The sequence below is a fragment of the Paenibacillus sp. FSL H7-0323 genome (assembly GCF_038002725.1).
GTDB lineage: Bacteria > Bacillota > Bacilli > Paenibacillales > Paenibacillaceae > Paenibacillus_AQ > Paenibacillus_AQ odorifer.
This window is the reverse complement of record NZ_JBBODB010000001.1, coordinates 582,499-594,496: the sequence shown is the minus strand read 5'-3', so window position 1 is coordinate 594,496 and position 11,998 is coordinate 582,499. Positions and strand designations below refer to the sequence as shown.

Sequence of the window (11,998 nt, the reverse complement as noted above, 5' to 3'; positions counted from 1 at the left end):
ATGTATACCTCAATGAATTAAACTGGTAATATAAAATACAACGATACTACATAATCATTAATTCCATTAAATTTTTATAGGAGTGTTCCCATGAAAAAAATCTTAAACATTTGTCTAGCAGCAGGTCTGCTACTCACTCTATCCGTCGCTACCTTGAATACAGCAAGCGCAGAATCCAAGGTCAAAACCTACAAAAACTGCACGGAGCTAAACAAAGATTACAAAGGTGGAGTTGCCATTTCCAGCTCAACCAAGAACAAAGGCAGCAAAACGAAATACAAACCCTACGTATCGAAAGAACTCTATAATGCCAATAAAAAAAGCGACCGTGACAAAGACGGAATCGCTTGTGAGAAATAGGCTTAGCCTTGCTCCACTATTTGCTTGAGCCTTAGATCCGGCGTGAAAAAGAGTCGGTAGCTCAGTACACTGAGCAGCATACTCGTTATGGCAGCAGAGGCAGTGAACGAGAACACAATTAATATCTGATAACGAACAGCTACTACAGGATCAGCGCCCGCGATGATCATTCCGGTCATCATTCCAGGGAGTTGAACAAGCCCAACCGTCTTCATACCGTCGATGGTAGGAATCATGCTGAATTTTACAGATCTTTTTCTAACTTCCTGGATCGCCTGTGGGATCGTTGCGCCAAGAGACAACAACGTTTCAATCTCCCCTTTGCTCTGCTGAATTTCATGCTTGATATGGTTAATGAACAACCCTGAAACCACCATAGCACTGCCAATGGTCATGCCGCTAATCGGAATGATATATTGTGGCGTAGCCTCAATGATATGTAAGCTGAGCAGAATGCCCATCATGAGCAGTTCCATAGTAGCAATCGCCAGTCCAATTCTCCAGACTAATCCGCGCAAGCCTTTGCCTCTTTTGGCTGCATTCCATGCGGCTACACTGATCATAAAGAGTATTATCACAATTACATAAATGACCTGATCCGATTTAAAAATAAATTGCAGCACATACCCCACCGCAAGCAATTGAATGGCCGACCGCACTGTGCCTACAATGATATCTTTTTCCAGTCCGAGCTTTTGCCACACGGAGACCAACATTGTCCCTAATACAAACAGAAGCGTGAAACTTAGTGCTGTATAACTCATAACAACGACGCTCCTTCCGAAGGCCGAACGAACCTTTTAGCCAATTCTTCCGCAGATTCAGCAAAAAAAGACTCGCTCACATGCTGTTCCAACCTGCCTTTTCCCATAAACCATGTAGTTGTGCTTATTCTGCTCGCCTGCTTAAGATCATGAGTGACCCAAATCATCGAAGTGCCTTCTTCCTTATGCCAATCCTCTAGTAGCTTTTCAACCATTTGAGTGCTGTTGACATCGAGCGAAGCGGTGATTTCATCGAGCAATAATACCGTAGGTCGGAGCAGCAAGGAGCGAATCAAAGAAATCCGCTGCTTTTCACCACCCGAACAATCTGCCGCTTTTTTGCTTAAATCCAAATGCTCCAGCCCCAATTGCCCAATTAGTCGCTGCACTAGTTTAAGATCATAAGGTTTGTCATGCAGTCTGCTGACAGTTCTTAAATTATCCTCCACACTGCCAGACAGCATGACCGCTTGTTGTGCTACAAACCCTATTTTCATCCTCCATAATCTCGCATCCATACTTTTATATGAAGTCCCCTTTACCAACATATCTCCCTCATCCGGAGCATCCAAGAGAGCCAGGATTCTAAGGAGTGTACTTTTCCCTTGGCCAGAGGCACCAATCAATGCGATGCGGTCCGATTCAGCTATGTCTGCGGAGATCTCCGAGAAAAGATATTTCGAAGTTTGCTCGTTACTTTTCCAGTTAAGTTTTGCAAGTCTCTGAATCTCAAAAATACTACTCAATCCCCTACCTCCTAATACCATCCGCTAAAATAGCATACCGTCTAGTATTATAGCATTTCAGCTATAAAAAAGAGAAAGACATCCAGTTTCAGGACGTCTTTCCCTATTCGAACTATTGCATTTTATTGATTAAAACGGGCCACAACAAACACCGCAGGTGAATTCCAATAGATCGTCACTTCATTCGTAGAATAGCTAAGCTCATGATCGACAAAGCACTGCGCAGCTGGTTTTCCTTGTAAATGCTCAACTACATATTCATCATGCAGCCCACGATCTGGCCCCCCTGACACCAATCCCGGCACCGGATCAGCCACATGGTCACCTACAGAAGGGCGATGATGCGGATTCATCACGGCATGATCCCCAAACCCGGTAACATAGCTGATATCCAGAACGTTACGCCCTATCAGATAATGTAGATGATCTAAGGCACAGTCCGCAAAACCGGAGTCTCCACTAAAATATTCAGCCGCCAGCAGCAGCATTGCATTGTTCATTACTAGCATATTGCTGCCCCAGATATAGTCCTCCTCTTTTAAGGAGATCCTATAGCCCTCCTCACGACTCTGTTCCGCTAATCGTTGTGCCTCAGCAACAAGCCCTTCTTTTAACGAGGCATATAAAGCACGGTCTGCCTGCTCCTCACCATTTAACAGATAAGCAATAGTGCCATAGCCCCCCATATCACCCCAGCCTAAACTGTATTTTGGAAAAGCCAGCTGCACTAGCTGCAGAACAGCTTGATGATATTCCTCTTTCCCTGTCGTACGATACAGCTCCGCCGCTGCCCAATACCGCTCGTCCTTATCGACTCCATCCCCGTATTCTCCAGTGCTAATCTCAGGCGGATTCGTAAAACCGGGTACATCTGGATGCTGTACAAGCCATTCCCATGCTGCCCCCGCAGCATCCAGACATTTCCGCGCATAAGCAGCATCAAAAGGCTTGTACACTCTTGCAGCCATAGCCATAACACCAGCAAAATCCCCAGTTGCAGTAGCAGATATTGGTGAGAAGTACAGATCTGCTGTATCGTCCTCAGGCATAACATCCAGACCAGGAAAGCTTAACGTAGTCAATTTATGGTATACACCACCTGTTGCGGAGTCTTGCATTTTAAACAACCAATCGAGCTCCACCTTGCATTCCAGCAGCACATCTGGCGTAGATCCATCACTTTCAGGCAATGGGATAGCGCTTACAAAAGCCGAGGGATATAATTCATAGGCAAGCAGCATATCCGCGATAGCTTTCGCTCCGGGACCGCTATATTTTCCATAATCACCTGCATCATGCCAGCCACCCGAACAGTCTAGTTGAAGATCCGGTTGCCCATATACAATCCCTTTTGCGGTATGGCACGCCTTGTGCTTCCAATCTCCAGCATATTCTTCAGTCAACTCAACGCCACAGCGATAATAATAGAAAGCTTTCAGCAAGCCCTGTTGAAGCTCATGATAAGGCTGATCTGAGATTGTAAAGGATGCCGAAGCTACACCCTCGCTCTGCTCAATCCGATATCTTCCCTCAGTATTGACCTCCGAGAAATCACCTGTGTGCAAAGTTACTCCACTGGCTTTATCAAATCTTCCAGCATCTGAACTACCTTTGAACACAATAGTCCCACTATCAACATCAACTACCTGAAAATCATGCTCAGTACCTGTAAATACTGCGATCTTTTGTCCATCCAGCGGATATCCGATTTGATTCACAGTAATGGTGCGAAGTGTACGCTCGCTCATCTTCATTCTCCTTTTATGTAAAAATGATGAAGCTGAAGTAACCATTCTCTTCTAGTTGAGAATACTCTATTCTAGTTATCTATGGCAATGATGTATACAAGAAAAAACCTAGAGTCACCCGAAAGGAAACGGATAACTCTAGGTGGACAAAACAGTTTATTTGTCGTCAAGCAGTTTAATAAAGTTAGCTGGAAGTGTGAACTGCTTATTATGAACCACTATACGGCGAAGCTCTTCCTCGAAGGAGCTAAGATCATCTTCATCATCGTCTTTGATTTCCTTTATATCCCGGTGCAGACGCTCCATTTGCAGATCAAGGGCATGAGCGGCATCCGCCGCATTTTTCAGTTCACGAGTCATACTCTCAGGTACTGATTTATTATATTTATAAAAGATTTTATGTTCGAGGCTTGCCCAGAAATCCATAGCAATGGTACGAATTTGAACTTCTACACAGACAAGCTCCTGGCGATCGGACATAAAAACAGGGACTTGAATCAGCAAGTGAAGACTCTGATATCCGTTAGGTTTAGGGTTCTTAATATAATCCTTTACCTCAAGGACCGTTAGATCATCCTGCTTCTGAAGCATCTCACTAACATGATAGATATCAGAGATAAAAGAACAGGTGATCCGCAGACCAGCGATGTCTTTAATACAATTTTTCACTGAATCCAGCGATAATTCACCATTTTTGCGCAGCATCTTGTTCATGATACTTTCTGGAGACTTAATACGCGATTTGGTATGTTCAATTGGGCTGTAATCATGCAGAGACTGAAACTCCTGTTTTAGGATCTCAATCTTCGTTTCCATCTCATCCAATGCAAATTTATAAATTAACATGAAACGAGTGATATCGTGCTTAAGCTTCTTAAATTGTTCGATTTGATTCTCGGGGGTCATTATCTCATTTCTCCTCTTGTAGCGTTTCTCTATATTTATCATAGCCAATCCACTAGTGAATTTCAAATTCAGCGGTAATGTAGCCATAATCCAAACCTCACACTTCGTTTGATTACGTACCTTTTGCGCCGCGAATCCACTTGCGAAGTCGCTATAGGACCCAGTTGACCTTATACACAGTATAATCCCATAATCGGGATGCTATCGGACTCCATAATCGCTATTGGCAAAAAAACACAAAATATGAACCTCTTCATAAGAAATAACGTCACTGGAGTCCGAAACCCTGCTCAAACGGAGATAAACCTAAGAACCAAACCCATGATGCCCAAGAAACTAAAGTAACCTAAATAACGAAACTAGCCAAAGACCCTCAATATGTTACGGACCGTATTGCAGCTATTTGCGCTTTTTGGTCATTTTTACAGAAGTATCGGACCGTATAGCTCTTATCACCATGTAACAGTGCTGAATCGGTGTGGTTATGAGTATATAGCTGCAATATAGTCCGATAGCTCGCCTAAAACGTTCGAAATGGAGAAATAAGGTCAGCTGAGTCCGAGCGGTAAAGGTCATGGAGAAACTAATGCCTGATGTCGGTTGGTTTACGTCCAGGAACACAGTGTACCCGAGTACCCGATCATTAAACTGAAAGTTTCATTATTCAGTTGAGCTGTTTCCACTTTTGCTCAAGCGTTTGCGGAACATACTCCTTCAATAGAGTTAAGAGTTCCAACGGCTCGTTGGATACGTTTAGCAGACTGAGATGCGAAGAATTAGAGAAGCCTTCTTGAATACTGTTATGTATCAGATTCATCAGAGGATCAAAATAATTCCTGATATTTAAAACCCCTACCGGCTTCTTGTGTATGCCAATTTGTGACCAGCACAAAACCTCAAAGAGCTCCTCATACGTTCCAAACCCTCCAGGTAAAGCAATAAAGCCATCTGCCAGCTCTCCCATTTTTGCTTTACGGCCATGCATATCCTCTACTTCTATCAACTGCGTTAACTCTCTATGTACCATTTCCCCATTAAATAATCCTCTAGGCATTACCCCGATTACCTCGCCTCCACCATTCAAAACAGCATTAGCGACTTCACCCATTAATCCGATTTTTGAGCCACCGTAAATTAAACGATAATTATGCATAGCCATGTAATTACCAAGTTCAACAGCTTTAGCTTTATAATCCTCATGCAACCCTAAATTCGATCCTGCGAAAACACATATTGATTTCAAAATCTCATCTCCAAACTATATATTGATAATGTCCGCTATCTAATATACTATATGTTGGAGTATAAATCATGTGAAAGATTAAGGAGTGCTACATAATATGGAAATTAATGATGTGCAGAAATGGATTAATCATTTTTATGGAGAACGAGGCTGGACTACTTATGGTCCTTTTATAAGAGTCGGATTCTTAATGGAAGAGACAGGTGAAGTCGCGCGAGCTGTTCGCTCCTATGAAATCGGCAGAGATCGACCGGATGAATCGACTCGTACTCCAGAGCAACTGAAAAACGACTTGATTGAGGAAATCGGGGATGTTCTCGGAAATATCGCATTGTTAGCGGACTTATATGGCATCACTTTAGAAGAGGCTTTTACTGCACATAAAGACAAATTAGTGAAGCGATTTAATTCCTAGGGACGAAGTAATCCTAGAAAAAATAGGACTACAATCGGCAACACCGAATTGTAGCCCTTCTTTATTTTACTCTTTAAGCCCTGTTAAGCTTTACCGCCTAAAGTATGATTCGAAATGGCTTTGATTATTGTTTCCCAATCATCCGGGTGGACTTCGTGGCCCGTTCCTTCCAGGGTTAGAAGCGACGCATCAGGAATTTCCGCAGCAAGCGCCAAGCCATGCTCTATAGGAAGCACCGTGTCTTCTGTGCCGTGGATAACCAAGGTAGGAACCATGATATTTTTTGCCTTGCCCTCGTAGCCGTCATCCCCTGTAAGAAGAGAATGATTAAACATGCTAAGCAAGTTGTTGGCACGTTTTATTTCCATCCTTACTTGTTTATACGCTCTTTTCTCATCGAATTTATGTTTTGAACCACAGAGTATGCCGGAACCTGAAACCAAATAATTGGCTACCTCTTCCTCATTAGACCAATCCAGTGTTGCTCCATCTGCATGGAATGCGAGGATCCGCTCATCCATAGGAGGCAAGTTCCGATCATTATCATCAGATTCGAAAAAACTTGATGCGATCAAGGTTAAGGTTAAAACTTTTTGCGGATGACGTGTAGCAAGGACTTGCGCAATCATTCCGCCTAAGGACATTCCAACGATATTTGCCTGTTCTATATTATAGGCGTCTAGTAACCCAGCAGCATCATTTGCCATGTCCATCACGGTATAATTGGAACTCCCAGGCTCATAAACAACGGAACGTCCGACATCCCGGTTATCATAACGAATAACGTAACGTCCGGTATCTGCTAATCGCTGACAGAACTCTTCATCCCAATAAACCATAGAACAGGTGGCACCCATAATCAGCAATATCGCAGGATTGCTAGGATTTCCAAAACTTTCCGAACATATATCAATTCCGTTTACTTTTACTATTTTTTCGCTCATTGTTCATTCCTCATTTCATTCGAATTTTATCAATGAATGCACAGTTAAATAAGACTCAATACATTTTCAAAAAAATGGATGATGTCATCATTGAATTGCACCTCAAATTAACGTAAACGAATGAATTTGATAATCACGATAAGCACTCTCCTATTCCATATTGAAGGGTTTTTAACCCAATTTCGATTATAACACAAAAAAGCTATCCCCTGATTTTACGGATCAGGGAGATAGCCTCCTATTTATCGCCACAAAAATATTCGTTAAATAAATACTTCTTCAACAGTCAAATTACGCTCTTTAGATAAGTCTCTGAACGTAGTCTCATTTATTTTTACCAGAGGTTTGAAAATATCCAACGGATTATTCATAATAATCGTACCTTGCTCACCATTGCTAAGCTGAACGCTCTTACCCACAAAATTCGGCAATAAATGTCCGATCAGAGCTTGTACCGCATTTCCATTCAGCTTGCCAAATCCAAGCTCATGTACCTTGCGCAGAACGTTAATCAGGCCTTGTTTTGGTTGATTCGCTCTTCCTAAGGTCATGCCTACATAAGTATTTGCAACAGCAACAATCTGCGTATACGGATGCAAGTCCTGTTTACGGAGATTGTTAGGATAACCTGTACCATCCTCGAATTCATGATGCTGAAGCGCCACTAGTGCGGTCTTTTCGTCATTCATCGATTTAAGGATAATGTCGTATCCATACGTAGTATGACGTTTTAGTTCTTCTGATTCTTCGGGAGTTAAGTTATCCGTCTTATTTAAGATATGTGGAGCAATCTGGCTTTTTCCGATATCGTGCAAATAACCGGCTCTACTAATCTCAAATCTTTCGGCTTTTGTATGACCTAACCAAGTCGCTATGTAAAACGATAACAGTCCGACCTGCAATGAATGATTGTATGTACTGATATCATCACGTTCCAGCAGCAATAATAAAGAAACGACATCCTTTTGTTCATCCAATTTCTCCAGCAATGGCTGCAGCGTATTATCAACATCCGACTGCGTAAAGCTACCCTTGCTGAGTGCTTCCAGAAATATAGATTCATAGTTTTGGATGGCTTGATCAAAATTACCATCTATCCCTTGTGCCACATTCATTTCTTCATTATCCAGCACCATCATGCGTGGTTCAATATCGACATAATCAATCTGATGCCTCATCAGGATGGTGATTTCTTCTCCGTAGACCACTGTCCCCTTCGGAAGCACGTGTAGGCCAACACTATTGAATGTATCTGTGATTAGACAATCGCCATGTTTGAGATCTGTGACATGAGCTTTCAAAATTCAGCACCCCTTACTATATGTAGGTATATTTTACCTTAAGGATAGCTAAATTCTTCCAAAGTAACAATATGGTTAAAGACTCATTAAAGCACTCGGTTAGTTCAAAAGACCCCCGCGACTTCAGCACCCCTAAATCTATTTTTAGAGATTAAGCCTTACATTTATCCGTCTTACACACTACCTAAAAGGGATTGCTAAATTCAGCGATTACTTTCCCAATCAACTTATCCTTCGACACAAATGGAGTATCCCACAGATGAGCATCATAGCTTATATTCCGGTTATCTCCGAGAAAAAAATAATGATCGGCGGGTACCGTAACCGGTCCAAAAGTGTAATCCATCTGTTCATTGAGGTAAGGTTCGTTAACCTTCGTTCCGTTTCGGTAAAGTGCGCCATCTTTAATTTCCAAGGTATCTCCAGGCAGCCCCATTAGCCTTTTTACATATCTTTTATTCTCATCACCAGCTACAGGTGGCGTAAATACAACAATATCTCCATGCTCCAGTGTGGTCATCCATAACATTTTCTCAACAATTAAGCGATCATTGATTTGAATCGTTGGGATCATAGAGCCCGTTGGAACTCTCATGGCTTCAGCAACATAGGTTCTAACAAACAAAGAAATAACCACTGCGATCACAATACTCGGCAACCATTGCTTCATAAATTTCAACATTATTGCTCACCTCACATTCATTTTATAGAGTCAAACTTTTTTTAGCTGGTTCATATTCAGTTCATATTGTCGTCATGTATAGTTCATCTTCATCGGGTAAGCTTTCTTTAGCAACTCATTAAGATAGCTAGAATAAAGCGATTAGAACAGGAGAAGATGCGATTGAAACCAGAAGAAGAGGTTATTAAAAAAAGGATGAATAAACCGCTGAAAATTATACTTATTTCCTTAGGGGCTTTAGCTACTGCAATAGTACTTTTTCTAGTGACTGTTTTTGTCGCTAATATTTTCCTCAATAAATCGGACCAAGCTAAAATAAAACCCTATGGTCAGTCTGTAAGCGTCGATGGTAAAAATATGAATGTTTTGATTCAAGGAAAAGGTGAAGAGACTGTTGTGCTCTTACCTGGTTATGGAACGGTGGCACCGGGACTTGATTTTAAGCTGCTAATAGATGAACTATCACCATTTTACAAAGTTGTTGTGATTGAGCCTTTCGGTTATGGATTAAGTGATAGAACTGAAAAAGAACGAACCACAGAAAACATTGTGAGTGAAATTCATGAAGCTGTAAAGCAGCTTAATATTGACCGTTATATTCTAATGGCACACTCTATTTCCGGTATGTACAGTTTGAATTATGTGAACAAATATCCAAACGAAGTGAGTGCATTTGTCGGGATTGATAATAGTATTGCAACGGAAGACAGAATAGGTGTTAAAATACCAACAGGAAAATTAAAACTACTTAGAGAATCAGGCTTGGGCAGATTGTTATTTAAATCAAGTGGAAATCCCTATGCTGAATTGCCGTTTGATGATGAAACTAAAGAACAATTGAGATTGCTTACGCTTAGAAACACTTATAATTACACTAACTTAAATGAAGTGGAACATATGTCTTCTAATTATAAAGGGGCTCTAAATTCAACTTTTCCAAAGGATCTCCCCCTTTTGCTCTTTGTTCAAGGGGATGATACTCTCTTAAAAGATTGGATATCATTGCATGAAGAGCAAGTCAAAAATTCCGTACAAGGAAAATTGGTAAAACTTGATGCAGGACATTATCTGCACCATACCAAATCAAAAGAAATCGCCGAAAATTTTAAGACATTTATGGAAGAATTAAAATAAAAAGCGTTTCTTCTATTCTCCATGCTGCGGTCATCATGTGCAAGTTTCCTTGCATTTCATGACGCAGCATTTTTTCCTTAGTATTTAAATCTCGAACCGCTCAATAATTCGATTCATTTCCCCATCAACATCAATTGAAGTATTCTTAGGAATATGAATGACGAACAAACCGCCAAAGATCAACTCACATTTGCCTTCATTCTCTATAATTCTATGTTTAAAAGCTGCAATGGCCGTTGAATCAACAGCTTCTTTACTAAGCAGCCAAGCGTATCTTTTGAAAGGAGATTTCTGAACAGTCTCTTGGTAATAATAGACTCCATTTTCTTCCTTCACCTGTATAATATCTCCCATTGTAACAGCCGGATTAAAAATCGGTGTCTCTTCAATTCGAAATTTATCTTTGCCAAATGGAGTAACATCGAGGATTTCTATTTCACGGCCATCTGCGTTGAAGCAGATATGGATTCCGGACGATTCTAGCATCGGCACACCTCTATCCTTGTTCAATATCTAATCTTGTTCATTCTAAATAACACAAAACAAAGTAAATACATTAGGCTCGTAATCCCGAACAACCTAAAGATTCCGGGTGTTAATAACATATATAAACTGTAGGGAAAACTCCAGATAAATGCAAGCAGCATTAGCCGACTTCTGTTTAAAAAGACACCTATTGCTAATAACCCCGCCGGTAATAACAACATGATTATACTAATCACAAGAGTGGAGCGATTCGTAATCTCAGCATAAGGATTGATGAATATAAAAATTAGCCATAAAAAAACGGTCATCAAACTGGACACATAACCTATTAGTTTAATGATTGTTAAATTTATGGATGACTCCATCCTATCACCTCAATTCTTTCGCAATAATTCTCTCCAGCCACTTCCATGGAAGCAGCGTTTTGCCTAAAATTAAGATTCGCGTACCTTTGCCGATAGGATAACGTAGCCGTGGTGCTTTCATTTCGGTAATACGACCGATAAGATTAGCCACTTGACTAGGGTCAGGCGCTGTCTCAGCAGTATGTTTGGAATATCGTAGCACAGCGTCAAGACGCGCTTTATACGGAGAATCCTCCTTACGTCGAATTTGCTCCATGCCTTTTCCCCATATCGGTGTACGGAAGGAGCCCGGTTCAATTAATACCACCCTTATTCCATAAGGGGACATTTCATGACGCAGGCTTTCGCTGAAGCCTTCAACAGCAAATTTAGAAGCTGCATAAGGCGCATAACCTGGAAATCCGGATAATCCACTTACACTTCCCACATTAATAATCGTGCCGCTCTGCTGTTCTCGCATAATGGGCAGCACAGCTGTTGTCACAGCCACTAATCCAAAAAAGTTCGTCTCCATTTGCCGCCGCCATTCCTCCATAGATATTTCTTCTATGAAACCGCCAATGGCAAAACCTGCATTATTGACTAGAACATCAATTCTTCCAAATGTTTCGTGTACTGAAGATATTGCTGTCTCTATAGAATCGCTGTCAGTTACATCCATGGTCATTAAATGAAGCTGCTTTAAAATTCCTGCCTGCTCTGCCTGCAGCACCAGCTCGCCTTTACGGCTTAAATCACGCATGGTTGCTATCACCTTAAACCCCTGTCCAGCTAATTTGAGCGCTGTCAGCAGTCCAAATCCACTGGAGGTTCCGGTAATCAGAGCCACTCGATCGTGCCCATACTCTAGATGTGAACTCATATTTACTCCCCTTTGTATTTCACAATTATTAAAACAAGCAAA

The 11,998-nt window shown here is 41.4% G+C and carries 13 protein-coding genes; 3 read left to right on the top strand and 10 right to left on the bottom strand.

Going from position 1 to position 11,998, the window contains the following annotated elements; genetic code table 11:
• The first annotated feature begins 90 nt into the window (after positions 1–90).
• Positions 91–360: an excalibur calcium-binding domain-containing protein gene (locus tag MHH89_RS02770; RefSeq protein WP_076280886.1), complete on the top strand. Its 270-nt coding sequence runs from the start codon at positions 91–93 to the stop codon at positions 358–360.
• 2 nt (positions 361–362) lie between these two features.
• Here the strand turns inward: MHH89_RS02770 and MHH89_RS02765 are convergent, their stop codons facing one another.
• From MHH89_RS02765 to MHH89_RS02745, 5 genes are all read right to left on the bottom strand, one after another.
• Complete coding sequence (locus MHH89_RS02765) at positions 363–1,124, bottom strand: ABC transporter permease (protein WP_076193865.1); 762 nt, start codon at positions 1,122–1,124, stop codon at positions 363–365.
• Complete coding sequence (locus MHH89_RS02760) at positions 1,121–1,870, bottom strand: ABC transporter ATP-binding protein (protein WP_254847623.1); 750 nt, start codon at positions 1,868–1,870, stop codon at positions 1,121–1,123. Before MHH89_RS02760 ends, MHH89_RS02765 begins: the two co-directional genes overlap by 4 nt.
• A gap of 122 nt (positions 1,871–1,992) precedes the next feature.
• On the bottom strand, positions 1,993–3,618 hold the full coding sequence (locus MHH89_RS02755) for a glycoside hydrolase family 9 protein (protein ID WP_076280887.1): 1,626 nt from the start codon (positions 3,616–3,618) through the stop codon (positions 1,993–1,995).
• A 156-nt stretch (positions 3,619–3,774) separates the two neighbouring features.
• A complete protein-coding gene (locus MHH89_RS02750) occupies positions 3,775–4,524 on the bottom strand; it encodes a GTP pyrophosphokinase (RefSeq protein WP_076130330.1) in 750 nt (249 codons plus the stop codon).
• Between the two features lie 664 nt (positions 4,525–5,188).
• On the bottom strand, positions 5,189–5,767 hold the full coding sequence (locus MHH89_RS02745) for an LOG family protein (protein WP_341086268.1): 579 nt from the start codon (positions 5,765–5,767) through the stop codon (positions 5,189–5,191).
• A 97-nt stretch (positions 5,768–5,864) separates the two neighbouring features.
• Here MHH89_RS02745 and MHH89_RS02740 point away from each other — a divergent pair, with 97 nt between their 5' ends.
• Entirely contained in the window at positions 5,865–6,182 is a 318-nt protein-coding gene (locus MHH89_RS02740) for a MazG nucleotide pyrophosphohydrolase domain-containing protein (RefSeq protein WP_036689803.1), read from the top strand.
• 83 nt (positions 6,183–6,265) lie between these two features.
• On the opposite strand, the gene MHH89_RS02735 is transcribed toward MHH89_RS02740, so the two are convergent.
• From MHH89_RS02735 to lepB, 3 genes are all read right to left on the bottom strand, one after another.
• On the bottom strand, positions 6,266–7,126 hold the full coding sequence (locus tag MHH89_RS02735; RefSeq protein WP_341086265.1) for an alpha/beta fold hydrolase: 861 nt from the start codon (positions 7,124–7,126) through the stop codon (positions 6,266–6,268).
• Positions 7,127–7,389: 263 nt separating this feature from the next.
• The gene (locus MHH89_RS02730; protein ID WP_076130334.1) at positions 7,390–8,427 is read right to left on the bottom strand and encodes an HD-GYP domain-containing protein; all 1,038 of its coding nucleotides are present in this window, start codon (positions 8,425–8,427) and stop codon (positions 7,390–7,392) included.
• 184 nt (positions 8,428–8,611) lie between these two features.
• Positions 8,612–9,109, bottom strand: a complete 498-nt coding sequence (gene lepB / locus MHH89_RS02725) for a signal peptidase I (protein ID WP_341086262.1) — start codon at positions 9,107–9,109, stop codon at positions 8,612–8,614.
• 156 nt (positions 9,110–9,265) lie between these two features.
• Between lepB and MHH89_RS02720 the strand changes: the two genes are divergently transcribed.
• The gene (locus tag MHH89_RS02720) at positions 9,266–10,243 is read left to right on the top strand and encodes an alpha/beta hydrolase (protein WP_076193854.1); all 978 of its coding nucleotides are present in this window, start codon (positions 9,266–9,268) and stop codon (positions 10,241–10,243) included.
• Between the two features lie 84 nt (positions 10,244–10,327).
• On the opposite strand, the gene MHH89_RS02715 is transcribed toward MHH89_RS02720, so the two are convergent.
• Both MHH89_RS02715 and MHH89_RS02710 read right to left on the bottom strand, forming a co-directional pair.
• A complete protein-coding gene (locus MHH89_RS02715; protein ID WP_076130337.1) occupies positions 10,328–10,729 on the bottom strand; it encodes a DUF4265 domain-containing protein in 402 nt (133 codons plus the stop codon).
• A 369-nt stretch (positions 10,730–11,098) separates the two neighbouring features.
• Complete coding sequence (locus MHH89_RS02710) at positions 11,099–11,956, bottom strand: SDR family oxidoreductase (protein WP_076193852.1); 858 nt, start codon at positions 11,954–11,956, stop codon at positions 11,099–11,101.
• Positions 11,957–11,998 lie beyond the last annotated feature (42 nt).